This is a genomic window from Arthrobacter gyeryongensis (genome assembly GCF_039543785.1).
Classification (GTDB): domain Bacteria; phylum Actinomycetota; class Actinomycetes; order Actinomycetales; family Micrococcaceae; genus Arthrobacter; species Arthrobacter gyeryongensis.
In genome coordinates this window covers 59,364-82,923 of sequence record NZ_BAABKK010000011.1, presented here as the reverse complement: position 1 = coordinate 82,923, position 23,560 = coordinate 59,364, and the positions used below count along the sequence as shown (strand labels likewise).

At 63.1% G+C, this 23,560-nt stretch carries 25 protein-coding genes; 15 read left to right on the top strand and 10 right to left on the bottom strand.

Annotation, left to right across the window (positions count from 1 at the left end; genetic code table 11):
* The first annotated feature begins 6 nt into the window (after positions 1-6).
* The 4 genes from ABEA18_RS09725 (at position 7) to ABEA18_RS09710 (ending at position 5,329) form a co-directional block, all read left to right on the top strand.
* Positions 7-957, top strand: coding sequence for an ABC transporter permease (locus ABEA18_RS09725; protein ID WP_059387473.1), 951 nt, complete (start codon positions 7-9; stop codon positions 955-957).
* A gap of 11 nt (positions 958-968) precedes the next feature.
* Positions 969-2,681 carry an ABC transporter ATP-binding protein gene (locus ABEA18_RS09720; RefSeq protein WP_345449145.1) on the top strand — a complete coding sequence of 571 codons (1,713 nt, stop codon included), beginning with the start codon at positions 969-971 and terminating at the stop codon, positions 2,679-2,681.
* 296 nt (positions 2,682-2,977) lie between these two features.
* Positions 2,978-4,906 carry a translational GTPase TypA gene (gene typA / locus ABEA18_RS09715; protein ID WP_234748362.1) on the top strand — a complete coding sequence of 643 codons (1,929 nt, stop codon included), beginning with the start codon at positions 2,978-2,980 and terminating at the stop codon, positions 4,904-4,906.
* A gap of 42 nt (positions 4,907-4,948) precedes the next feature.
* Positions 4,949-5,329 carry a hypothetical protein gene (locus tag ABEA18_RS09710; RefSeq protein WP_345449144.1) on the top strand — a complete coding sequence of 127 codons (381 nt, stop codon included), beginning with the start codon at positions 4,949-4,951 and terminating at the stop codon, positions 5,327-5,329.
* On the opposite strand, the gene ABEA18_RS09705 is transcribed toward ABEA18_RS09710, so the two are convergent.
* Complete coding sequence (locus ABEA18_RS09705) at positions 5,330-5,836, bottom strand: ArsR family transcriptional regulator (RefSeq protein WP_345449143.1); 507 nt, start codon at positions 5,834-5,836, stop codon at positions 5,330-5,332. It lies immediately after the preceding gene.
* 63 nt (positions 5,837-5,899) lie between these two features.
* Between ABEA18_RS09705 and ABEA18_RS09700 the strand changes: the two genes are divergently transcribed.
* A complete protein-coding gene (locus ABEA18_RS09700; RefSeq protein ID WP_345449142.1) occupies positions 5,900-7,198 on the top strand; it encodes an MFS transporter in 1,299 nt (432 codons plus the stop codon).
* 58 nt (positions 7,199-7,256) lie between these two features.
* Here ABEA18_RS09700 and ABEA18_RS09695 read toward each other — a convergent pair whose 3' ends face one another.
* The gene (locus ABEA18_RS09695; protein ID WP_345449141.1) at positions 7,257-7,499 is read right to left on the bottom strand and encodes a putative acetyltransferase; all 243 of its coding nucleotides are present in this window, start codon (positions 7,497-7,499) and stop codon (positions 7,257-7,259) included.
* Between the two features lie 136 nt (positions 7,500-7,635).
* Here ABEA18_RS09695 and fdxA point away from each other — a divergent pair, with 136 nt between their 5' ends.
* From fdxA to ABEA18_RS09680, 3 genes are all read left to right on the top strand, one after another.
* A complete protein-coding gene (gene fdxA, locus ABEA18_RS09690; protein WP_018776555.1) occupies positions 7,636-7,962 on the top strand; it encodes a ferredoxin in 327 nt (108 codons plus the stop codon).
* Between the two features lie 15 nt (positions 7,963-7,977).
* A complete protein-coding gene (gene dapC, locus ABEA18_RS09685; protein ID WP_345449265.1) occupies positions 7,978-9,126 on the top strand; it encodes a succinyldiaminopimelate transaminase in 1,149 nt (382 codons plus the stop codon).
* A gap of 230 nt (positions 9,127-9,356) precedes the next feature.
* The gene (locus ABEA18_RS09680) at positions 9,357-10,640 is read left to right on the top strand and encodes a citrate synthase (protein ID WP_059387479.1); all 1,284 of its coding nucleotides are present in this window, start codon (positions 9,357-9,359) and stop codon (positions 10,638-10,640) included.
* A gap of 70 nt (positions 10,641-10,710) precedes the next feature.
* Here the strand turns inward: ABEA18_RS09680 and galE are convergent, their stop codons facing one another.
* Positions 10,711-11,724: a UDP-glucose 4-epimerase GalE gene (gene galE / locus ABEA18_RS09675; protein ID WP_284980695.1), complete on the bottom strand. Its 1,014-nt coding sequence runs from the start codon at positions 11,722-11,724 to the stop codon at positions 10,711-10,713.
* Between the two features lie 115 nt (positions 11,725-11,839).
* On the opposite strand from galE, the gene ABEA18_RS09670 reads away from it, so the two are divergent.
* Positions 11,840-12,466 (top strand): TetR/AcrR family transcriptional regulator, encoded by a 627-nt coding sequence (locus ABEA18_RS09670; protein ID WP_345449139.1) that lies wholly within the window; start codon positions 11,840-11,842, stop codon positions 12,464-12,466.
* 63 nt (positions 12,467-12,529) lie between these two features.
* Positions 12,530-13,141 (top strand): hypothetical protein, encoded by a 612-nt coding sequence (locus ABEA18_RS09665; RefSeq protein WP_345449138.1) that lies wholly within the window; start codon positions 12,530-12,532, stop codon positions 13,139-13,141.
* Positions 13,142-13,178: 37 nt separating this feature from the next.
* Here the strand turns inward: ABEA18_RS09665 and ABEA18_RS09660 are convergent, their stop codons facing one another.
* Together ABEA18_RS09660 and dapD are read right to left on the bottom strand one after the other, a co-directional pair.
* Complete coding sequence (locus ABEA18_RS09660; protein ID WP_345449137.1) at positions 13,179-14,021, bottom strand: transglycosylase SLT domain-containing protein; 843 nt, start codon at positions 14,019-14,021, stop codon at positions 13,179-13,181.
* An 11-nt stretch (positions 14,022-14,032) separates the two neighbouring features.
* Positions 14,033-15,058, bottom strand: a complete 1,026-nt coding sequence (gene dapD, locus ABEA18_RS09655) for a 2,3,4,5-tetrahydropyridine-2,6-dicarboxylate N-succinyltransferase (RefSeq protein WP_345449136.1) — start codon at positions 15,056-15,058, stop codon at positions 14,033-14,035.
* A gap of 86 nt (positions 15,059-15,144) precedes the next feature.
* On the opposite strand from dapD, the gene dapE reads away from it, so the two are divergent.
* Positions 15,145-16,269: a succinyl-diaminopimelate desuccinylase gene (gene dapE, locus ABEA18_RS09650; RefSeq protein ID WP_345449135.1), complete on the top strand. Its 1,125-nt coding sequence runs from the start codon at positions 15,145-15,147 to the stop codon at positions 16,267-16,269.
* A 102-nt stretch (positions 16,270-16,371) separates the two neighbouring features.
* Here the strand turns inward: dapE and ABEA18_RS09645 are convergent, their stop codons facing one another.
* The 4 genes from ABEA18_RS09645 to ABEA18_RS09630 all read right to left on the bottom strand — a co-directional run bounded on the left by ABEA18_RS09645 (position 16,372) and on the right by ABEA18_RS09630 (position 19,641).
* A complete protein-coding gene (locus tag ABEA18_RS09645; RefSeq protein WP_345449134.1) occupies positions 16,372-17,226 on the bottom strand; it encodes an amino acid ABC transporter permease in 855 nt (284 codons plus the stop codon).
* On the bottom strand, positions 17,223-17,870 hold the full coding sequence (locus tag ABEA18_RS09640) for an amino acid ABC transporter permease (protein WP_345449133.1): 648 nt from the start codon (positions 17,868-17,870) through the stop codon (positions 17,223-17,225). The genes ABEA18_RS09645 and ABEA18_RS09640 overlap by 4 nt, the downstream gene beginning before the upstream one ends.
* Positions 17,871-17,932: 62 nt before the next feature.
* Positions 17,933-18,832 (bottom strand): glutamate ABC transporter substrate-binding protein, encoded by a 900-nt coding sequence (locus ABEA18_RS09635; protein WP_345449131.1) that lies wholly within the window; start codon positions 18,830-18,832, stop codon positions 17,933-17,935.
* Between the two features lie 53 nt (positions 18,833-18,885).
* Positions 18,886-19,641: an amino acid ABC transporter ATP-binding protein gene (locus ABEA18_RS09630; RefSeq protein WP_059387486.1), complete on the bottom strand. Its 756-nt coding sequence runs from the start codon at positions 19,639-19,641 to the stop codon at positions 18,886-18,888.
* 235 nt (positions 19,642-19,876) lie between these two features.
* On the opposite strand from ABEA18_RS09630, the gene ABEA18_RS09625 reads away from it, so the two are divergent.
* The 4 genes from ABEA18_RS09625 (at position 19,877) to ABEA18_RS09610 (ending at position 22,722) form a co-directional block, all read left to right on the top strand.
* Positions 19,877-20,677 carry an LOG family protein gene (locus ABEA18_RS09625; protein WP_059387487.1) on the top strand — a complete coding sequence of 267 codons (801 nt, stop codon included), beginning with the start codon at positions 19,877-19,879 and terminating at the stop codon, positions 20,675-20,677.
* A gap of 37 nt (positions 20,678-20,714) precedes the next feature.
* Entirely contained in the window at positions 20,715-21,050 is a 336-nt protein-coding gene (locus ABEA18_RS09620) for a DivIVA domain-containing protein (RefSeq protein ID WP_345449130.1), read from the top strand.
* Between the two features lie 47 nt (positions 21,051-21,097).
* Complete coding sequence (locus ABEA18_RS09615; protein WP_345449264.1) at positions 21,098-22,324, top strand: hypothetical protein; 1,227 nt, start codon at positions 21,098-21,100, stop codon at positions 22,322-22,324.
* Positions 22,325-22,554: 230 nt separating this feature from the next.
* The gene (locus tag ABEA18_RS09610) at positions 22,555-22,722 is read left to right on the top strand and encodes a DUF3117 domain-containing protein (protein ID WP_009357720.1); all 168 of its coding nucleotides are present in this window, start codon (positions 22,555-22,557) and stop codon (positions 22,720-22,722) included.
* A gap of 75 nt (positions 22,723-22,797) precedes the next feature.
* Here the strand turns inward: ABEA18_RS09610 and ABEA18_RS09605 are convergent, their stop codons facing one another.
* Positions 22,798-23,430 (bottom strand): O-methyltransferase, encoded by a 633-nt coding sequence (locus tag ABEA18_RS09605; RefSeq protein ID WP_236812041.1) that lies wholly within the window; start codon positions 23,428-23,430, stop codon positions 22,798-22,800.
* Between the last annotated feature and the right edge of the window lie 130 nt (positions 23,431-23,560).

Genomic DNA, 23,560 nt, shown 5'->3' with positions numbered 1-23,560 from the left:
TCCGTTATGAAAAGTAACCGTCAGATCGAGCACTATGTTGCCCCCATCGACGAGACACCGCTGCTGGCGACCGATACCCTAAAGGTCGACGCAGCACCCCTGAGCCTGTGGGCGGATGCTTGGCGGAAGCTCCGCCGTCGGCCGCTCTTCATCATCTCGGCGCTCATGATTCTGCTGCTCCTCGTGGTCGCGTTCTTCCCTGGCCTGTTCACGCAGACAGCACCGAACGACAACTGCCAGCTGGGCGACTCCCTCGCGGGTCCCTCGGCCGGCCACCCCCTGGGATTCACCTTCCAGGGCTGCGATATCTACTCCCGCGTTATCCACGGCACGCAGGCATCTTTGACTGTCGGCGTCGTCTCCGTCATCTTCGTCCTGATCATCGGGGTCACCCTCGGTGCGCTGGCAGGCTTCTTCGGCGGCTGGGTTGACACCATCATTGCCCGCATCGGCGACATCTTCTTCGCGTTGCCCTTGGTCCTCGGTGCGCTGGTTGTCACCCAGCTCCCCTTCTTCCGCGAGAACAAGAGCGTGTTCACGGTGGTCATGGTCATCGTGATGCTCGGCTGGCCGCAAATGGCCCGCATCACCCGCGGTGCCGTGATCGAGGTCCGCAACGCGGATTTCGTCACCGCCGCACGCTCGCTCGGTGTCTCAAAGATCGGCACGCTGGTCCGGCACGTCGTTCCGAACGCGCTCGCGCCGATCATCGTACTGGCCACCATGGAGCTTGGCGTCTTCATCGTGACGGAAGCAACGCTGTCCTTCCTTGGCATCGGGCTGCCCGGCAGCATCATGTCCTGGGGTAACGACATTTCCGCGGCGAAAGACACGTTGCGCACCAACCCCGAGGTGCTGATGTTCCCCGCAACAGCACTGTCCATCACGGTCCTGAGCTTCATCATGCTTGGCGACGCGCTGCGTGACGCCCTTGATCCCAAGAGCCGCAAGCGATGAAGGAGGCAATCATGACAACGTCCAACATCACCATCGACGAAGCCGGATCCGAAGAGTGTCCGCTCCTGGAAATCCGCGACCTCGCCATCTCCTTCCAGACTGCGGGCGGCGAATTCCAGGCCGTCAAGAACGCGCACCTGACCATCATGCCCGGCGAGACTGTCGCCATTGTTGGTGAGTCCGGTTCGGGCAAGTCGACGACGGCGCTTGCCGCCATTGGTCTCCTCCCGGAGAACGGCAGGGTTTCCGGCGGCCAGATCCTGCTCGACGGCGAGGACATCTCGCATGCTCCGGAACGGCGCATGATCGAGCTGCGCGGCAACACGATCGGCATGGTTCCACAGGATCCGATGTCCAACCTCAACCCGGTCTGGAAGATCGGCTACCAAGTCCGCGAGACACTGCGCGCCAACGGCAAGCCCAGCGGTCCTGCCGACGTCGCGCGCGTCCTCGGTGAAGCCGGCCTGCCCGACTCCGCACGCCGCGCCAAGCAGTACCCGCACGAATTCTCCGGCGGCATGCGCCAGCGGGCCCTGATCGCCATCGGCCTGTCTTGCCAGCCGCGGCTCCTGATCGCCGACGAGCCGACGTCGGCCCTGGACGTCACGGTGCAGCGGCAGATCCTGGACCACCTCGAAACCATGACGGCGGAGCTCGGCACGGCGGTCCTGCTCATCACCCACGATCTTGGCCTGGCTGCCGAGCGTGCTGACAAGGTGGTGGTCATGTACCGCGGCAACGTGGTGGAGGCCGGCCCTTCGCTCGAATTGCTCCGTAACCCGCAACACCCGTACACCCAGCGGTTGGTGGCCTCGGCGCCATCCCTCGCTTCCCGGAGGATCCAGGCCGCCAAGGCTGAAGGAATCCAGACTGAAGAACTCCTGGCGCCCACCGAAGCTGTGGCCGAAAAGGCATTGGCAGAAGACGTTCTGAAGGTCGAGAGCCTCAGCAAAGTCTTCAAGCTGCGCTCCGGAATCGGCAAGGCAACGGACTTCAAAGCGGTGGACAACGTCTCGTTCAACGTCAAACGCGGGACGACGACGGCGATCGTTGGGGAGTCGGGTTCCGGCAAGTCCACAGTGGCCCAGATGGTCCTCAACCTGCTCGCGCCGACGTCGGGGCGGATCGTGTTCGACGGTGTGGACACCTCGACCCTGAACAGCCGGGAGATCTTCAAGTTCCGGCGCCGCGTCCAGCCGATTTTCCAGGACCCGTACGGTTCACTCGACCCGATGTACAACATCTTCAGGACCATCGAGGAACCGCTCCGGACCCACAAGATCGGTGACAAGGCCAGCCGCGAGAAGAAGGTCCGGGAACTACTGGACCAGGTGGCGCTGCCGCAGTCCACCATGCAGCGGTACCCGAACGAGCTCTCCGGCGGGCAGAGGCAGCGCGTCGCGATCGCGCGGGCCCTGGCCCTCGACCCCGAGGTGATCATCTGCGACGAGGCGGTTTCCGCCCTGGACGTTTTGGTGCAGGCCCAGGTACTGAACCTCCTGGCCGACCTCCAGTCCAATCTTGGACTGACGTACTTGTTCATCACGCACGACCTCGCCGTCGTGCGGCAGATCGCCGACCATGTCTGCGTGATGCAGAAGGGCAAGCTCGTGGAAACGGGCAGCACTGATGAGGTGTTCGATTCGCCGCAGCAGGACTACACCAAGGCCCTGCTTCACGCGATCCCGGGTGCCAGCCTGATGCTGCCGCCTGTGGTGGCTTGACAGGCTTGACGCCCGTCCGCTGAGTGCCAGCTTGGCGGGCAGAAGAGCCGGTACCACTTCCGTGGGGGGAAGTGGTCCCGGCTCTTTTGTTGTTTCCGGCTCGTCCCGGAGTGCGCTGCCGATTGTGATGAAGGGCACAATTCGGCGGCCTGGAGGGTGATTTTTAGGCCAATAAATACCACAGCGCTTAGACTCTAGGAAGGTGCCCTGTGTCAAAGGGGCTAATCCGTCGTGCGTTCCGGTTGGAAATGTCGCGATACAACAGCTGACTTCACCACTGAATCGAGCCATTACGCATGTCTGAAACCACCACCAACACCGCCGCGGCCACTGCATCGCGCAGTGATCTGCGCAACGTCGCGATTGTGGCCCACGTTGACCACGGCAAGACCACCCTGGTCGACGCCATGCTCAAGCAGACCAACTCTTTCGCCGAGCACAACCACCTGGAAGACCGCGTCATGGACTCCGGTGACCTGGAGCGCGAAAAGGGCATCACCATCCTCGCCAAGAACACCACGGTTGCCTACAACGGCCCGTCGTCCAACGGCGAAACCATCACCATCAACGTGATCGACACCCCCGGCCACGCCGACTTCGGTGGCGAGGTGGAGCGAGGCCTGTCCATGGTTGACGGCGTAGTCCTCCTCGTCGACGCTTCCGAAGGTCCGCTGCCGCAGACCCGCTTCGTGCTCCGCAAGGCCCTTGCCGCACACCTGCCCGTCATCCTGTTGGTCAACAAGACCGACCGCCCCGACGCCCGCATCGACGAGGTTGTCCACGAGTCCATGGACCTGCTCCTAGGCCTGGCCTCGGACCTCGCGGACGAAGTTCCGGACCTGGACCTGGACAAGATCCTGGAAGTTCCCGTGGTCTACGCCGCAGCTAAAGTCGGGCGTGCCTCCCTGGACCAGCCGGCTGATGGCTCGGCACCGGACAACGAAGATCTCGAACCTCTCTTCAAGACGATCATCGAGCACATCCCTGCGCCGACCTACAACCCGAACGGTGTCCTGCAGGCGCACGTCACCAACCTGGACGCTTCCCCGTTCCTCGGCCGCCTCGCCCTCCTGCGCATCTACAACGGCACCCTCCGCAAGGGCCAGACCGTCGCTTGGGCGCGCGCCAACGGCGAACTGAAGAACGTGAAGATCACCGAGCTCCTCGCCACCAAGGCCCTCGACCGAGTTCCGACCGACTCGGCCGGCCCGGGCGAGATCGTTGCTGTTGCCGGCATCGAGGAAATCACCATTGGTGAGACCCTGACCGACGCCGAGAACCCGCAGCCGCTGCCCCTCATCACGGTGGATGACCCCGCGATCTCCATGACCATCGGTATCAACACCTCCCCGCTGGCCGGCAAGGTCAAGGGCGCCAAGGTCACGGCCCGCCAGGTGAAGGATCGCCTGGACAAGGAACTGATCGGTAACGTCTCCATCAAGGTTCTGCCCACCGAGCGTCCGGATGCCTGGGAAGTCCAGGGCCGTGGCGAGCTCGCACTGGCCATCCTCGTGGAGCAGATGCGACGCGAAGGCTTCGAACTGACGGTCGGCAAGCCGCAGGTTGTCACCCGGACCATCGACGGCAAGATCCACGAGCCGATGGAACACATGACCATCGACGTGCCTGAAGAGTACCTCGGTGCGGTCACGCAGCTCATGGCCGCCCGCAAGGGCCGCATGACCAACATGGCCAACCACGGTACGGGCTGGTGCCGCATGGAATTCATCGTTCCGGCTCGCGGCCTCATCGGCTTCCGCACCAAGTTCCTCACGGACACCCGTGGCGCCGGCATCGCCTCCTCGATCTCCGAAGGCTACGAGCCGTGGGCCGGCCCCATCGAATACCGCACCAACGGTTCGATGGTTGCCGACCGCGCCGGCGTCGTCACCCCCTTCGCCATGATCAACCTGCAGGAACGCGGCTCCTTCTTCGTGAAGCCCACGTCCGAGGTCTACGAAGGCATGATCGTCGGCGAGAACTCGCGCGCCGACGACATGGACGTCAACATCACGAAGGAAAAGAAGCTCACCAACATGCGTGCCGCTTCCTCCGACACTTTCGAGAACCTGACGCCGCCGCGCGACCTCACCCTCGAAGAGTCCCTCGAATTCGCTCGCGAAGACGAGTGCGTTGAGGTGACCCCGGAGTCCATCCGTATCCGCAAGCTGATCCTGGACGCCAACGAGCGCGCCAAGGCTACCCGCGCACGCGCCAAAGTCTGATCCTGCGCTGATCGCGTACTCACGCGCTGAACGGACGACGCATTGAATAAGGGAGCCACCGGAACAGCACGCGGCATTGCCGTGGCTGTTCCGGTGGCTCTTTTTGCTGCCCTTGCCGGCACTGCGCTGCACCGGCAGTCGCTCCTCATTGCCGGCGTCGACCTCTATTGGGGCACCGCAGCGGCATTGCTCCTGCTCGCATCGCTCCAGCTTCTGCTGGGTGCGTGGTCGCGGTCTTTGATCCCGACGGCGGTACTGGGCATTGTTTGTTACGCCACCGTAGGCCTGCTCTCGACGGGCGGAACGGGCAAGCAGCTGATCGTCGCGGACGTGCCTGGAAATATCTGGGTCTACGGGAGTGCGGGCATTACCTTCGTGATGCTCTTGTGGTGCCGGCGCTACGGGCGTCCACGGCGCGGCTAGCTAGTCTGCGCTGGGGTCCCGGTGGTGGGCGATCAAGAGCGAGGTGGCCTCGCCGTCGTCGTCTGCCGGAAGGCGCATGTATTCCTCGACAACCGCCCGCAGCTTGCCCATCATTTCCTGCTGCCGTGCAGCATTGAACTTCACGCCAAGCCGCCAGACGTCGATGTCCTCGGGCGCGAGCCCGCGGGTTTCCTGGACAAATGTTTCGATCAGGACCGGGGAAATATCGTCCACGGGAGTGCTCCACGAGGTGCGGCTGGCGATGTACGGCACCTCCTTGGCGCCCCTTTTCCCCTTCCGGCCTTCCTGCGGCACCAGAAAACCGGTGCGCACCAGGGTCCTGACATGGTGCAGGCTCGACGCCGGGTTGATGCCCAACAGCCCGGCAATCTCTTTGTTGGTGCGCGCGTGGTGCAGGCAGAGCCGGAGAATCCTCAGGCGCAGGGGTGAGCTCAAGGCGCGGCCCTTGGCCACCAAGTCGCTGTCCTCCCGCTCGTGTTCCGTCATGGTGGCCAGTGTAGCCATCCCTGAGTGATTGACATATACCAATCACTGAAGGAAACTGGGCGGGTGAATGCCGGGACCACTGACAATGCTCAGCAGACTGAGCCACCCCAGCAATCGGGCTCACTGTGGCGGGACCGGAACTTCATCACCTTCTGGTCGGGCCAGGCCGTCAGCCAGCTTGGGGCGCAGCTGGGGCAATTGGCGTTTCCCGTCCTCGCGGTGACTTTGCTCGGCGCCAGCGAGTTCGAAGTCGGGGCACTCAATGCCGCAGGCCTTGCTGCCTTCCTGCTGATCGGTCTGCCGGCGGGAGCGTGGGTTGACCGCTGGCTCAAGCGCCGCACCATGATTGTGGCGGACCTGGTCCGGACCGCGGCGATGGCTACCGTACCAATCCTCTGGTGGTCCGGCATCCTGCAGATCTGGCACCTGTACGCCGTGTCCGCCGTCGTCGGGGCCGCAACGGTCTTCTTCGACGTTTCCTATCAGAGCTACGTGCCTGTTCTCGTGGATGCGCCGAAAGTGCCGCAGGCCAACTCCAAGCTGGAAGCAACCTCCCAGATCGCGCGGATCGGGGGTCCTGCCGCGGGCGGTGGGTTGCTCACTGTTGTGTCGGCCCCGGTGCTTTTCGTCGGGGAAGCGATCGGGTATCTGCTGTCGGCCCTTTTCCTGCTCAGGACACGCGATGCCGAACGGCCCGCGCCCGCGAAGGATCGGCAACCGCTGGCAAGCGAAATCAAGGAAGGCCTGGTCTTCGTGGTCAGGCATCCGTTGATCAGCAGGATTGTGGCGTGCACGGGCGGGGTCAACTTCTTCACGACGCTTGCCTTTACTCTGATGCCGGTGTTGGTGCTTCGTGAATTGCAACTCGGTCCAGAGGGCATGGGCCTCATCATGGCGGTCGGTGCGGTCGGCGGACTGATCGGGGCGATTGCCGCGCCCAGGTTCGCGGCCTGGATCGGCGAGGGGACTGTCATTCCCGTGGCGTCGATGATCAGCTCGCTTTTCCTCCTCCTGGTTCCGTTGTGCGTGCTCGCCCCGGAACGATGGATGTCCCTCGTGATGCTCATCGTCTCCGAGTTCGGGTTCGCTTTCGGGGTCCTCGTGTACAACATCATGCAGTTGAGCATGAGGCAGCGCGTGTGTCCGCCCCGGCTCCTGGGGCGCATGAATGCGTCCATTCGCTTCGTGGTGTGGGGAGTCATGCCGATCGCAGCCCTTGCCTCGGGTCTCCTGGCCGAGAACTTTGGCCTCGTCCCGACACTCTGGATCGGCTTGGGCGGAAGCATTGTTTTTGTTGCGCCTGTGCTCTTCTCCCCGCTGTGGGGAATGCGCAGGCTGCCGGACGAGGTGCACGGCGCCTGACCCTCCCTGGACATGCTCCGCCTGTGGAGCCTGGGGGCGCGGGCAGGGGAGTGCGGGGTTACTCGCGGGATGTGCGATTACCTCGGCGCGGCGGCGGAGGGGGGACCTCCTTTGCCGCTACTACAAGGGCCAGCGGGATCTCGACGTCGGACTGTCGGGTACGGATGGTGCACGCACCGTCGGTGACGGAGAGCAGGTAGCCGAGGGCATCGGTGAAGCCGTTGTCCAGCCGGTACCGGACAACCACCCGTGTTCCGGATGCGGTATTGAGCAGGAAATCCTGGGGGTGGGGCAACGTCACCAGTTCATACTATGACGCCCAGTAGTTTGGTAAGTTCCGGCTGGGGGATAATAGGCTACAGAATCCGATGTACCGGCCACAGGGCCGGTGGTACTACCCGGAAATTGTCCGGGACAACTCTGGAGAGGCAAGGGACGTGACCTACGTAATCGCGCAGCCGTGTGTGGACGTCAAGGACAAGGCGTGTATTGAAGAATGCCCTGTTGACTGCATCTACGAAGGCGAACGTTCCCTCTATATCCACCCCGACGAATGCGTGGACTGCGGAGCTTGCGAGCCCGTGTGCCCGGTGGAAGCGATCTACTACGAGGACGACACCCCGGAGGAATGGGCCGACTACTACAAGGCCAACGTCGAGTTCTTCGATGACCTTGGTTCCCCGGGTGGAGCTGCCAAGATCGGCAACACCGGCAAGGACCACCCGTTCATCGCCGCGCTGCCTCCACAGAACCAAGACCACTAAGAACGGTTGCTTCCTTTGATTTCTGCGGCCCCCGCTTTCGGCCTCAACCTGCCCGACTACCCGTGGGAAGCCATGGCGCCGTACGTGGCGAAGGCTTCGGAACACCCGGGCGGGGCAGTCAACCTCTCCATCGGAACCCCTGTGGATCCTACGCCGCAGCTGATCCGTGAGGCGCTCGCCGGGGCAGCGGACGCCCACGGTTACCCAACGGTCCACGGGACGGAAGCTCTTCGCGAGGCCGTATCCAACTGGTTCGCCAGCCGCCGCGGGGTCCCGGGGATCGATCCGAGGGATGTCATGCCGACGGTCGGCTCGAAGGAACTAGTGGCCTGGTTGCCGTTCCTGCTGGGATTGGGCGCAGGGGACGTCGTGGTTCGCCCCACCGTGGCCTATCCGACCTACGACATCGGCGCCATGCTCGCCGGGGCAACTGCTATCGCCGCGGACAGCCTGGACGAACTGGATTCCGCAACCCGCTCCAGGGTCCGGCTCATCTGGATCAATTCGCCGGGCAACCCCACGGGCAGCGTCCGTGACGTCGAGTCCCTCAGGCAGGTAGTGGCCCAGGCGCGCGAGATCGGCGCAGTCGTGGCGTCGGACGAATGCTACGCCGAACTCGGCTGGGGCGAATGGGATACCCAGGCTGGCGGCGAGCCAGTACCGAGCGTCCTTGACCCGCGTGTCACGGGAGGGTCCACAGATGGCTTGTTGTGCGTCTACTCCCTCAGCAAGCAGTCGAACCTCGCCGGCTACCGTGCTGCCTTCGTGGCGGGCGACTCGTCGATCGTTGCGAATCTGGTCAACAGCCGCAAGCACGCCGGCATGATCGTGCCCTACCCGGTCCAGGAGGCCATGCGTGTCGCGCTGGGCGATGCCGGCCATGTGCTCGCCCAGAAGGATCTCTACCGCGGTCGCCGTGGGCGCCTCCTGCCGGCACTGCAGAACTTCGGCCTCGAGATCCAGGAGTCCAAAGCAGGCCTGTACTTGTGGTCCACCGCAGGGGAGGCGACGTGGGACACCGTCCAGCGTTTCGCTGACCTGGGGATCGTCGTCGGTCCCGGAGTGTTCTATGGAGACGCCGGCAATGGTTTCATCCGGGTGGCTCTCACGGGCACGGACGAACGCATCGATGCGGCCGTGGAACGCTTGAACACCGCTCGGTAACAATCCTGTGACTTGCCGCACAGGGTGCGTCATTCCGCCAGTAACCGTAGCTTGTGGATTAGTTTGTCCCGCTTACTGGCGGTAGCTTTTAACTGACTATCAATGGTGGCTTTCTCCATGAAGGCAGTTCGGCCGATGGTGTCTGCACCTGCAGACTCCTGGCTGGAGTCACCAGATGTTGGTTGGATCAAGCTTTCGACCGAGGCCAAGAGCCTCATGAAGGGGACTCCATGACTGAGACCACCAGTGCTACCCTGCGCCATGCCGGCGGAGAGCTCGAGCTCCCGCGGATAAAGGTTGTAGAAGGGAACGAAGGATACGACGTTTCCAAGCTGCTGAAGCAGACGGGCGCCGTCGCCTATGACCCCGGCTTCATGAACACCGCCGCCACCACATCGGCGATCACTTACATCGATGGCGACGCCGGTATCCTGCGGTACCGCGGCTACCCGATCGAGCAGCTTGCCCAGCACTCAAGCTTCCTGGAAGTTTCCTACCTGCTGATCTACGGCAACCTTCCCACTCCCACTGAGCTGGACGCGTTTGACCAGCGGATCCGCCACCACACGTTGCTCCACGAAGAGCTCAAGGGCTTCTTCGGCGGTTTCCCGCGTGACGCGCACCCGATGCCGGTGCTTTCCTCGGCTGTCTCCGCACTGTCCACGTTCTATCAGGACTCCTTGGACCCCTTCAACCCGGAGCACGTGGAAGTTTCCACTATCCGCCTCATGGCGAAGCTCCCGGTCATCGCGGCCTACGCCCACAAGAAGTCCATCGGCCAGCCCATGCTGTACCCGGACAACTCCATGAACCTCGTGGAGAACTTCCTGCGCCTGAGCTTCGGCCTGCCGGCAGAGCAGTACGAACTGGACCCCGTCGTCGTCAAGGCGCTGGACCTGCTGCTCATCCTGCACGCCGACCACGAGCAGAACTGCTCGACGTCGACCGTCCGCCTTGTGGGCTCCTCGAACGCGAACCTGTTCGCTTCCGTTTCCGCAGGCATCAACGCCCTCTTCGGTCCTGCCCACGGTGGCGCCAACGAAGCCGTGCTGAAGATGCTGCGCCAGATCCAGGCCGACGGCATCAAGCCAGAGGAATACATGGAGAAGGTCAAGAACAAGGAGGACGGCGTCCGCCTCATGGGCTTCGGGCACCGGGTCTACAAGAACTACGACCCCCGCGCGAAGATCATCAAGGCGACGGCACACGAGATCCTCGGCAAGCTCGGCGGCAACGACGAGCTCCTGGACATCGCGATGCGCCTCGAAGAGAAGGCCCTGGCTGACGACTACTTCATCCAGCGCAAGCTCTACCCGAACGTCGACTTCTACACCGGTCTGATCTACAAGGCCATGGGCTTTCCCGAGAAGATGTTCACCGTGCTGTTCGCGATCGGCCGACTCCCCGGCTGGATCGCCCAGTGGCGTGAAATGATCAACGATCCCCAGACGAAGATCGGCCGTCCGCGGCAGCTCTACACAGGAGAGCCGGAACGCGACTACCCGGCGGTCTGACCTGCCAACGCGGGGTCACTTATGGTCCGTCCCGAGGGACATCATGGGCCGTAAGTGACCCCGCGTTGCTTTAAGAGCTGTAGCCGAGCGGGTTGTTTTTCTGCCAGCGCCAGTGGTCTTCACACATCTGGTCAACGGTCTTCGTGGTGGACCAGCTCAGGTCAGCCAGGGCGGAGGAGGCATCGGCCCAGAACGCGGGCAGGTCTCCGGCGCGGCGTCCCGTGATCTCGTACGGCAGCGGGTGGCCCACGGCTTGTTCGAAGGCATGGAGCATCTCCAGCACGGACGTGCCCTTTCCGGAGCCAAGGTTCCAGCGGTGCACGCCGGGGCGCTCGGCAACGTAGTCCAGGGCGGCGACGTGGCCATCGGCGAGGTCGACGACGTGGATGTAGTCCCGCAGGCAGGTGCCGTCCGGGGTGTCGTAGTCTCCACCGAAGACCATGAGCTTTTCGCGGCGGCCGACGGCAACCTGGGCGATGTACGGAACCAGATTGTTCGGGATGCCCTGGGGGTCCTCGCCGATCCTGCCGGAGGGGTGTGCGCCCACCGGGTTGAAGTAGCGCAACAGGGCGATGTGCCAGCGCTCGTCCGCGGCGCCGAGGTCCGTGAGGATGTCCTCGATCTGTTCCTTGGTGCGGCCGTAGGGGTTGTTCGCCCCGATCTCCATCTTCTCGATGTAGGGGATGGGGTTGTGCTCGCCGTATACCGTGGCCGAGGAACTGAAAACGATCGAGCGGACTCCGTGCTTGTCCATGGCCCGCAGCAGGTTCAACGTGCCCACGATGTTGTTGTAGTAGTAGTTCAGGGGTTCCTGGACGGATTCCCCAACCGCCTTGAGCCCGGCGAAATGGATGACGGCGTCGATGCTGTGCTGGTCGAACACGGCCTCAAGCGCGGCCTCGTCCACCAAGTCCACCTTGTGGAACGCTGCCGTCTTTCCCGCCAGTTCGCCGACGCGGCGCAGGGATTCTTCGCTTGAATTCACGAGGTTGTCCACCACGACCACTTCGTGTCCGGTTTCCAACAGGGACAGGACGGTGTGCGATCCGATGTAGCCGGTGCCACCCGTGACAAGAATTCTCATGCAAGCAACGCTATCCGAACTTGGTCCCTGCCCGCTCAGTGTTGCGTACGCCACAGTCCCGTGGTTCCCGTGCGCCGGACGGAACGGTTCAAGCACGTTTGTGCTAAAAAGACTTGTGCCCAAGATTGTTGATGCCGAAGCCCGGCGCCAGGAAGTTGTCGAAGCCGTCTTCAGGATCATCGCCTCGGATGGCCTGGAACGCGCCTCCTTGCGGGAGGTGGCCGACGAAGCCGCTCTCGCCGTTGGCTCGGTCCGCCACTACTTTGCCAGCAGCGACGAACTGCTGGTCCATTCCTTTGCGGTGGTCATCGACAGGATCGCCGGGCGGCTTGAGGAAGCGTTCGCCGCCGTCGAATCCTTGGATCCGGGCTCCGCGGAACACCACGCCGCCGTGTTAACCCTGCTGGGCCAATTCCTGCCGCTCGACGAGGAACTGGCCGTCGACGCCTGCGTGTGGATGGCATTCCGGCATGCGGCCCGGATCCGGCTGGTACTCGAACAGGAAGCCGCGCGCAGCCACCGGGCCGTGGCCGCCGTCGTCGGCCGCCTGGTGATGCGGCTGATGCCCGACGGCGGATCCGGCCAGGAGCGTCTGGTGACCGAAGCCGAGCGCCTCCTGGCGACCCTCGACGGACTGTGCATGCATGCCCTGCTGCAGCCTGAGTGGATGACGGCCGAGGTCTGCCGCGACGTTCTTACCGCGCATCTGGATTCTCTTGTTGCGCTCCCGTCCAACCGTTAACGTCCAGGCTCATCGGGAATAGACTGGAACTCTGAGTGGGCACCTGCCAAGGGAGGCAATCGGATGCATGACACAGGCGGTCAGGGGTGGCGGATCACAATGGACACCTCCGGACCGATGCTCATTGCCTTGTATCTGAGAGACGTTGCTGGATTGGACGGAGCCGGTACGCCGACGTTGTCCCACGCCACACCCAAAGTCAGACAGGCGGACCACACTCACCTCACCGCTGAGGTAGGCGGGGTGCCGGCCCTCAAAACAGAGTGGGAGGCATGGTGGGAGCGGCTGCTGAGGGCATATCCGGATTCCGCTCCGGAGCTTTCACCCCCGGGGTTCAATGCCTTCGGCAACTCGCCTGCCCTCCGGCGGGTACTCCAGGCCCACTTCGGGGCCGCCCTCACGTGGGCACGTGAACGCCTCGAAGAGTACGAAAAACTGGAGGCTGAACGCGAAGCGAGCGGCGCCACGTTGCTTCTGGGGGACATGGTGGAGGACCGGCTGCTGGAAGTAGGACGGAGCTCCCGGGACTTCCAGCTGAGCATCATAGAACTGCCCCTCAACGAGCCACGAGCCTGGTACCTCGAGCCGGACAAGATGATCATGAGCCACAGGCTCTTGTCCGAGCCCGAGATATTCCGCAGCTACGTCCAGCCGGTGGTCGAACTACTGGTCTGACGCACGCGGTCTGAGCGGACTGACGCCCACTCGGGCATTACGTCTTCGGAGCCGACACCGTAATGGTCACGGTTCCCGATGCCGTGGCTGAATCCTGCCAGCCCTTGTGGTCCTGCCGGTTCCAGGTGGCGCCAGCCACGTCGACCTGAGTCACGGACAGGTCCTTGGCATTCGCCACGGCCCACTGGGCGACAGCCCACGCCTGCGCACCCGTAATGTTCAACTGGACCGCGCGACCCTGCGCCACGGCCGGCAGGGACCCGAACGCCGTCGTCATGGCCGCTACAACGGCGTTCGGGTCACCGGTGGTGTCCGCGGCCCGGAGCGTGCAGTCGAGCGCCCGTTCGGAATGTCCGGTCAGCGCCGACGCATACGCCCGGCCCATGGGTTCCTGCTGCGCGTATGCCTGCGGGAATGCTGAATGCTGGACCGCTTGTGCCGCATCAGTGATCGCCATGGTTTCGTAGCCGGGTATTTTCACCAGGTGGTCATAGAAAGCGTTTGTCGCGTAGACGGGATCCATCACCTCCGCTTCAGTGCCCCAGCCCTGGGAGGGGCGCTGCTGGAACAGTCCCCTCGAATCGGGGCCGACTTCGTCACCGTGGCCGATATTGCGAAGCTTGGATTCCTGCATGGCGGTGGCCACAGCGATCGTGGCCGCGCGCGGAGGCAGCCCCCGCTGTACCGCAATGGCGGTGATGAGGGCGGCGTTCGTTGCCTGGTCCGTCGCCAGCTCGTAGGAGTCGGAGCCGACGACGGCGACGCAGCGCTCCGTAACCAAGGTTTCGGAGCGCTGCAGTACAGTCACCACGGCATAGATTGCGCCGGCCACCAAGGCAAGCGCCAACAACAAGATGATGGTGCGTCGGAGACGGCGCATCCAGGTATCAGCTAGTTGGCGTGCAGGGCTTCATTGAGTTCCACCGTCTGGCCCTTGCGGGGAAGGACCTCGACTTCACCAGTGGTGGAATTGCGGCGGAACAGCAGGTTCGGCACGCCGGAGAGCTCAACAGCCTTGATGATGCTGCTGGTGTCCTCGCCGTTGTCGTCTTTCGGGCCCGGGATGCGCACGCGGGTTCCAGCCGTGACATACAGGCCTGCTTCAACCACGGAGTCGTCGCCGATGCTAATGCCGACGCCCGAGTTGGCGCCCAGGAGCACGCGCTCACCCAGGGCGATCTTTTCCTTGCCGCCACCGGAGAGGGTGCCCATGATGGACGCGCCGCCACCGACGTCGGTGCCGTCACCGGCAACGACGCCCGCCGAGATGCGGCCTTCCACCATGGACGTGCCGAGCGTGCCGGCGTTGAAGTTCACGAAGCCCTCGTGCATGACCGTGGTGCCTTCGGAGAGGTAGGCGCCCAAGCGGACCCTGTCGGCGTCGGCGATCCTGACGCCGGAGGGGACGACGTAGTCCACCATGCGCGGGAACTTGTCCACTCCGTAGACCGTGACGGCGCCGCGCTTGCGCAGGCGTGCACGGGTCAGTTCGAAGCCGTCCACTGCGGCGGGGCCGAAGTTCGTCCACACAACGTTGGGGAGCTTGCCGAAGATGCCGTCAAGGTTGATGCTGTTGGGCTTGACCAGCCGGTGCGAAAGCAAATGCAGGCGAAGGTAGGCGTCCACCGTGTCCGCGGGGGCCTCGTCCAGGTTGATCTGGGCAAAGACCACCTTCTGTTCGGTCCGGCGGTCGGCGTCGTGGCTTTCAGCCGCGAGAGCGGTCAGCGACTCGTCGGCGTGCTCCACCGTCCGCAGGGATGCGGCAGCTTCGCCCAGCGCCGGTGCCGGAAACCATACGTCCAGCACTGTCGCTTCGCCGGCGTCGGAGGTGGCGATGGTGGCCAGGCCAAAGCCATAGGCGGAGCGATCGTTGTCAGAAGCGCTATCGAGAGCGGCAGAGGCAGCGGTTTCAGTCATGGCGCAAGTCTATCGAGAGCCACTGCTTCCCTTGAAACCGTGTGTGGACCGAGGGGGTCGCAATTCGCTCGGGATACAGTGGAGAGGTGACCGTTGAAACTACTCCAATCCTTCTTGACATCAGGCAAGACGTTGCGCTGCTGACCGGCGCGCTGATGGACATCAACAGCGTGTCCGGCAACGAAGCCGCGCTTGCAGACGCCGTTGAATCCGCCCTTCGCACCATCCCGGGCCTGCAGCTTGTGCGGGACGGTGACGCCATCATTGCCCGGACCGAGCTCGGACGCCCTGAGCGGGTGATCCTGGCCGGCCACCTCGACACCGTGCCGTTGCCCACTGTTGAAGGTTCCCTCGGCACCGTGCCGTCCACATGGGAGTCCGGCGTCCCCGGGACGGGAAACCTCTATGGACGCGGAGCCACGGACATGAAGGGTGGGGTCGCGGTTCAGCTTGCGCTCGCCGCGACAATGTTCGACGGCGGCGCCGAGCCGGGCAAAGACGTCACCTTCGTCTTCTACGACCATGAGGAAGTTGAAGCGGTCAAGAGCGGCCTAGGCCGTCTGGTCCGGAACCACGGCCATCTCCTGGAGGGGGACTTCGCGATCCTGCTCGAACCCACCGACGGTACGGTGGAAGGCGGGTGCAACGGCACCAGCCGCTTCGAGGCAACAACCACCGGTGAAGCGGCGCACTCCGCCCGGGCATGGATGGGCAGCAACGCCATCCACGCAGCCGCACCCATCCTGGGCCGCTTGGCAGCCTACGAACCGCGCACAGTCAACGTGGACGGGCTGGACTACAGGGAAAGCCTCAATGCCGTGAAGATCAACGGCGGCACCGCGGGCAACGTGATCCCGGACCGCTGCGTCGTGGAGATCAACTACCGCTTCGCGCCGGACAAGACCCCGGACCAGGCCGAAGCCCATGTCCGCGAACTGCTGGACGGCTTCGACGTCATCCGTACCGATGCTGCCGCGGGAGCGCGGCCAGGCCTCAATCACCCGGCTGCGGCGTCCTTCGTTGCCGCGGTCGGTGCTGAGCCCAAACCCAAATACGGTTGGACCGACGTCGCGCGCTTCAGCGAGCTGGGTGTTCCCGCGGTCAACTTCGGGCCGGGCGATCCGCTTCTGGCGCACAAAGACAACGAACACGTCGACGCCGACGCCATCCGTGAGTGCCTCCGCGCCCTGCGGTCGTGGCTGGCTGACTAGGTGGAGTGACCTTATTTTTGTTTGAGATCGCAGGTGTGGCCCGTGGGCTTGGTTCCAGAACCAAGCCCACGGGCCACACCCGTGTTTCCGGCGTTCTTGCGACTAGCCCTCGATTGCCACAATTTCCGACTTGACCACTTTTGCCACTTTGACGCTGCGGCGCATCCGGCTTTCAAGCCATTTGGCGATTCCAGCCAGGATCAGGCACATTCCGACGTACAGGACACCGGCGATGATCGCGGAAGGAATGATGGGCGAACCGTACTGGGCCTGGCTTCCAAAGTACTTCGCCTGGAAGAGGATCTCGTTGTAGGTCACGATGAAGCCCAACGCCGTGTCCTTGAGGATGACCACGAGCTGGGAGATGATCACCGGGAGCATCGAGCGGACCGCCTGCGGAAGCAGGATGTTCGTCATGACCGCACTCTTCGGCAAGCCGATGGCATAACCGGCCTCGCTCTGGCCACGGGGAAGCGATTCGATGCCGGCCCGGAAGACTTCCGCGAGCACCGATCCGTTGTAGAGCACCAGGCCCGCGACGACTGCCGTGAAAGGCGTGATCCCCTGGACTCCGAGCGGAGGGAGCCCGTAGTAGAAGATCATCATGAGGATCAGCAACGGAATGGCACGGAAGAGCTCCGTGAATCCATAGCAGGGCAAGCTGATCCACTTTCGGTCGGAGAGCCTCCCGAAAGCCAGGAAGACACCCAACACCAAGCTGAGCACGGCCGCCGTCGCAAACGCTGAAAGCGTCGCGCCCACCGATTGGATGATGGTCTGCTGGACCAGCGGGAAGGTGAACAAATGCCACTTCTTCTCGTCGAACTGTCCGCTTTGGGCGAAACGAAGGACGATGAATCCGACGATGGCGATAATGACCAGGGCGGTCACGACGCCGAGAACCCGATAGCGTGCGCGGGCCTTCGGGCCCGGGGCGTCAAAAAGGACCGAGCTCATCGGGCCACCTTCCATTTCTTTTCAAGCTTCCGCTGGACGAAGGAAAGAATGAAAACGAGCAGAACGAAGATCAGTGCGACCCAGAGCAGCCCGGCCATGGCAGGCTCGCCGCGCTCGGAAAGATTCGATCTGATGGCTCCCGCTTCGGCGACCGAGAAGCCCGCAGCCACTGTGGTGTTCTTGAGCAGTGCAATGAACACGCTGAACATGGGCGGGATGACGGCGCGGAAAGCCTGGGGGAGGATCACCAGGGTCAGGGTTTGCGTGAACGGCAGGCCGATGGCACGGGCAGCCTCGGCCTGACCGACAGGCACGGTGTTGATGCCGGAGCGCACGGCTTCCGCCACATAAGTAGCGGTGTACAGGCTGAGGCCGACGGTTGCGGCGGTCATGAAATCAATTTCCACGAGGCCGAGCTTCGGATAGCCCAAGGCAAAAAAGAACAGGACCAGCGTCAACGGGGTGTTGCGCACAACGTTGATGTATAACGTAGCGGCGGCGCGCATCGCAGGGATCGGGGAGACACGCAATGTCGCCACGATGGTGCCCAGGATCAGCGCAAAGATTCCGGCAACGACGAAAAGTATGAGGGTGTTCCGGAACCCTGTGATGAACAGGTCCGAATTATTCAGCAGCGTATTCACAGAATGGTCGCTTTCAGCCGATATTCGAGGGGGCGGCCAAGGGCCGCCCCCTCAACATGGGTTTAGTAGTTGTCCACTGCGGGCTGGGTGACTTTGGTGCCGGACTGTCCCAGCGTGGAGTCGTAGATCTTCTGCCACACCGAGCCGCCGTCAGTGAACATCTTGTTCACGAACTTGCGGAAGGCGGTGTCGCCCTTCTTCACGCCCACACCGTACTTCTCAGTGGTGAACGGCTGGCCGACCACCTTGAGGTTGTCGGTGTCCTGGGAGGCGTAGCCGATCAGGATTGCCTGGTCGGTAGTCACAGCATCGACCTGGCCGCTCTTGAGGGCCTCGACACACTGTGAGTACGTGTCGAACTCAGTGGTCTTGGTGCCTGGGAAGTTTGCCTTGATGTTCTGGATGGGGGTTGAACCCGTGGCCGAACAGACGTTCTTCCCGCTCAGGTCCTTCTCGCTGTTGATGGTCGTGTTGCTCTTCTTGACCAGCAGGCCTTGACCCGTCACGAAGTAGGGTCCGGCGAAGTCGACCAACTGCTTGCGCTTGTCCGTGATGGAGTAGGTCCCGACGTAGTAGTCAATGTCGCCGTTGGTGATGGCGGACTCGCGGTTGGCCGAAGGAATGGGCTTGTATTCGATCTTGTCCTTGGAGAAACCGAGCGATGCGGCGATCCACTGGGCAACCTGGATGTCAAAACCGCTGTACTCACCGGTCGCGGCATCCTTGAAGCCCAGACCGGGCTGATCCTGCTTGACGCCGATCGTGATCTTTCCGTTCGACTTGATCTTGTCGAACGTGGGGCTGCCCGTAATGGACACGTTCTGGGCCACCGTGAACGGCGCGGACTCGCTGCTCGGCGCGGTGGTGGAACCCCCGCCGCCACCGCAAGCGCTCAGCGAGAGAGCGAGAGCCGCGCTTGCAGCGACCAGGAGGGATTTCCTCCGGGTGATAAAAGTCTTCATGATGTTCCTTTCATTGTGCGGCCACCCCCCCCGCGGCCTGGGTGCGGTGAGTGTCAGTGAGTCAGGAGTTTGGAGAGGAAATCCTTGGCGCGGTTGCTCTGGGGGTTGGTGAAGAATTCCTCCGGCTTGGCGTCTTCCACAATCTGGCCGTCGGCCATGAAGACAACGCGGTCGGCAGCTTTGCGCGCAAAGCCCATCTCGTGGGTGACCACGATCATGGTCATGCCTTCCTTGGCCAGCTGGACCATGACATCCAGGACCTCGTTGATCATTTCCGGATCAAGTGCCGAGGTCGGCTCATCGAACAGCATGACCTTCGGCTTCATCGCGAGCGCCCGGGCAATTGCCACGCGCTGTTGTTGGCCACCGGAGAGCTGTGCAGGCATCTTGGGTGCCTGTTGCCCGACGCCGACCCGCTCCAACAACGCCATGGCGTCCTTGTCCGCGGTTGCTTTGTCCTGTTTCTTCACCTTGATCGGTCCCAGCGTGACGTTTTCGAGGATCGTCTTGTGGGCGAACAGGTTGAAGGATTGGAAGACCATGCCGACGTCGGCCCGGAGGAGTGCGAGTTCCTTGCCTTCCTCGGGCAGCTTCTTGCCATCGATCGAGATCTCGCCTGTGTCGATCGTTTCCAAGCGGTTGATGGCCCGGCACAGCGTGGACTTGCCCGAGCCCGAGGGCCCGATGACAACCACAACTTCACCTTTTTTCACTTGGAGGTTGATGTCCTTCAGGACATGCAGTTGACCAAAGTGCTTATTGACGCCATTCAGGGAGACGAGGGCATCGCTGGCGGCTTGAATAGTCATGAGACGAATCTAGCGAACAAATGATTCAAGTTGAGCCAGGTCACAGTTACTTCCGCGGATCGTGATTCAACAGATACCTGCTTTGCAGCTATCTGACAGCAAACGGTGGGCATGGAACTCAACACCGCAAACAACAGAGCCACGCTGGAACGGCGGCAGCCGCCATCCGCGCTAGCCTAGGTCAATGAGTACCAGCCAGCCCCAAGTTCCAAGTCCAGACGCCAATGGCAAGGCGATGAGCAACGGATCGGCAGCGTCAGCTCCGGCCGTAGCCGCGGAGCCGCCAGCCAAGCACAAAGGACCCTTGGAGCTTCGGCGCAAACAGGCCGCCATGCCGATGTCGGACCAGCGACTCCTGGACACCAGGGGAGCCGACCACTTCATTCACACCGATCCTTGGCGGGTCCTGCGGATCCAGAGTGAATTCGTTGAAGGATTCGGTGCGCTCGCCGAGCTCGGCCCCGCCGTCAGTGTCTTTGGCTCCGCCCGCACCAAGCCGGGCACCGGCTACTACGATATGGGCGTGCAAGTCGGCCGTCACCTCGCCGAAGCCGGCGTCGCCGTCATCACCGGCGGTGGCCCGGGATCCATGGAAGCCGCCAACCGGGGGGCCGTTGAAGGCAACGGCGTTTCCGTGGGACTGGGAATCGAGCTGCCCTTCGAACAAGGCCTCAACCGCTGGGTGGACCTTGGCATCAACTTCAGGTACTTCTTCGCCCGCAAGACCATGTTCGTCAAGTACGCGCAAGGGTTCATCGTCCTGCCGGGCGGCCTGGGAACCCTTGACGAACTGTTTGAAGCCATGGTCCTGGTGCAGACCCGCAAGGTGACATCGTTCCCCATCGTCCTTCTGGGGGTCGACTTCTGGAGCCCGATGATCGAATGGATCAAGGGGACCCTCGTGGCCGAAGGAATGGTCTCAGCCAAGGACCTGGACCTCATCCAGCTTGTAGACGATCCTGCGGACGCCGTTCACCGCGTCCTGCACGGAATCCCGCGGCCACCCTCGACCAACGGAGACCAGCGCCCGGAGTAGCCTTGCCGGAACTGAGCTCTCAGCTGAGTCTGGCACGATGGTTGTTGTGAGCTTTTTTCTGGTCTTTCTCGCCATTGTCATTATCGGTGCCGTGTTGTTCCTCGGCGCCGGAATGGCGAAATCCAGCCGCGACCCCGGCGCCGGGTTGGATGAACCCGTTCCGAACCTGCCGCCCGTTCTGTTACCGGCCGGAGCCAAGGCGTCCGACGTCGACCGCGTGCGCTTTGCCCTTGGGCTGCGGGGCTACCGGATGGACCAAGTGGATGAGGTCCTCGATGAGCTGAGGGATCAGCTCACCCGGCAGGAGAGGGAAATCGAACGACTGAAACTGGCCCTTGAAGCAGCCGGGACCCAGGAAGAACCAAAAGAGTGACCCCGTCAGTCGAATCGCGTTCCTCGAAAGGATTCCTTGCCCGAAGACTGAGCCGCGCCGGGGCCCACGCCGCGAGCTGGCCGTGGTGGATCCAGGTCGCCCTCATTTACATCGCCTCGAGGCTCGTCAGCACTTGTATTTTCATGGCTGCCGCATTGCAGCAAGGTGTCAATCCGTGGTTTCCGCCAGCACCCGACTACTGGAACTTCATCACGATCTGGGATGGGCGCTGGTACTCCGAAGCCGCAAACAACGGTTATCCGTCTGTTTTACCGGTCAACGCGGACGGCGGCGTCGCGGAAAATTCCTGGGCGTTCTATCCACTGTTTCCGTACCTTTCCCGCGCCCTCGGTGCACTCACCGGATTGGCGACGCTGCCGGCCCTGACGGTCGTCGCCATGGTTGCCGGGCTTGGGGCGGCCCTGGTGGTCTACAAACTGTTCCGGGAATTCGCCGGGCGAACAACTGCGCTGTGGGCGCTGACCTTCTTCTCGATGTTCCCCGTCTCGGCCATCCTGCAGGTCCCCTATGCGGAATCCCTCAATACCCTTCTCTTGGCGGGTTCGCTCCTACTTGTGGTGCGACGCAAGTATCTTGGCGCGATGCCGGTGGTCCTGCTCATGTGCCTATCACGGCCCACCGGAGTGCCCTTCGCGGCCATGGCGGGCCTGTTGCTGCTCCACCACCTGTGGAAGAGGTTCGGACGCCGCTCCGGCGCCGGGTCCATTCCGGACTCCGTGCCAACAGCCGCCGTACCGACGCTCCGGGAACTCATATCGCTGGCCGCGCTCGTGGTCGTCAGCGTGGCAGGGGCTTTCGCGTGGCCGGCCATTGCCTGGGCGGTCACGGGGGATCCGCTGGCCTACACCAAGACCGAAACTGTTTGGCGCGGGGCTGACCTCGTTCCGTTCAAGCCGTGGTTCGAGACCGGTCAAATGCTCTTCGGACCGGTACTCGGTACTCTGGCGCCGTTTGTCTTCGTGGCGCTCTTCGCCCTGCTGATGATGAGCAAACCGGTCCGGGCACTGGGCACCGAACTGAGGCTGTGGTGCGCGTGCTACATGGGCTACCTCCTGGTCTTCCTGCACCCCCAGACGAGCACGTTCCGGATGCTCTTGCCCTTGTTCCCCTTGGCGCTCAGTGCGGCCTGGTTGTCCCGCTCGAAGGCCTACCGCGGCACCGTGGTGGTCATGTTCTTCCTCCTCCAGATCGTATGGATCGTCTGGCTGTGGGCGTGGGCGCAGTTGCCGGGCGGCGGCGACTACCCTCCGTGACGCTGCGCGTCGTTTCGCCTGTTCAAGCGCGATCACGGCCCGCCGGGAAAAGTCCATCAATTAGCTACGGGCGGGTAATTACGAGATAATGGACACAAGCAAGGACAAAGGCACTCTCGGGTGCCCGGCGACGACGACTGAACTGCCATGACTGTCGACGCCGTATATTCCACGCGGAGCCAACCCGGCCGGGTTGGCGGGATTTGGGACAACTGGAGGGGATTTTCCTAATGGCGGCTATGAAACCACGTACTGGCGACGGCCCTATGGAAGTAACCAAAGAGGGCCGCAGCCTGATCATGCGTGTGCCGCTCGAAGGCGGAGGACGGCTGGTGGTCGAGCTCAACGCAGCAGAGGCGGCGAACCTCAAGGAATGCCTCGTAGGCGTTACCGAATAGATTCACTGGGCAGGGCCCGGCAGAAGAGCCGGCGCCCTGCTTTCATGTTTAAGGCTGAAAGCGAAGGCTGGCCGGTTACTTCTTGACCGCTACCAGCAAGCCGTCGCCGGTGGGAAGCATCGCCGAAGAGAGTCGTTCGTCGTCGCGGATGGCTTTGCCGATCTGGCGCAACACCACGGTGGTGCTGTCCCTGGCAGCCGGGTTGGAAACCTTGTCCTTGTCCAGGGCGTCATTGATGACCAGTGTTCCGCCCGACTTGAGCAGCCTGATGGCCTGCTCGACGTAACGGGGAAAGTTGGGCTTGTCTGCGTCGATGAACACGAGGTCGTAAGCGGAGTCGGTGAGCCGCGGCAAGACGTCGGCTGCACGGCCGGAGATGGTCCGGGTCCGGTTCGCGGGGCTGCCGGATTCCAGGAAGGCCTCACGGGCGGCCTTGAGGTGCTCGACGTCGACGTCGATAGTGGTCAGCACAGCCTGCGGGCTGAGACCGCGCAGCAGGCACACGCCGGAGACGCCAGCTCCGGACCCGACCTCTACAACCGTCTGGGCCTTCGATGCCGCGGCGAGGACTGTCAGGACAGCGCCAACGCCCGGGCTCACGGGAGTAACGCCCAGCTCGAAAGAGCGTTCACGGGCGCGAAGCAACACGTCGTCCTCGGCAGGCAGATCTTCTGCGTAGGACCAGCTGGTTGACTTGTCGGCACTCATGGGGGTTCGCTTTCCAGGCAGAGGGGTATTGCTTCCAGACTACTGGCTACGGGGCGTCCGGCCCGGACGCCCGCGGCCCGCAATTCTGTGTCTTTCCGCGTGTCCTCCCGCGTGTCCTCCGGACAATGTT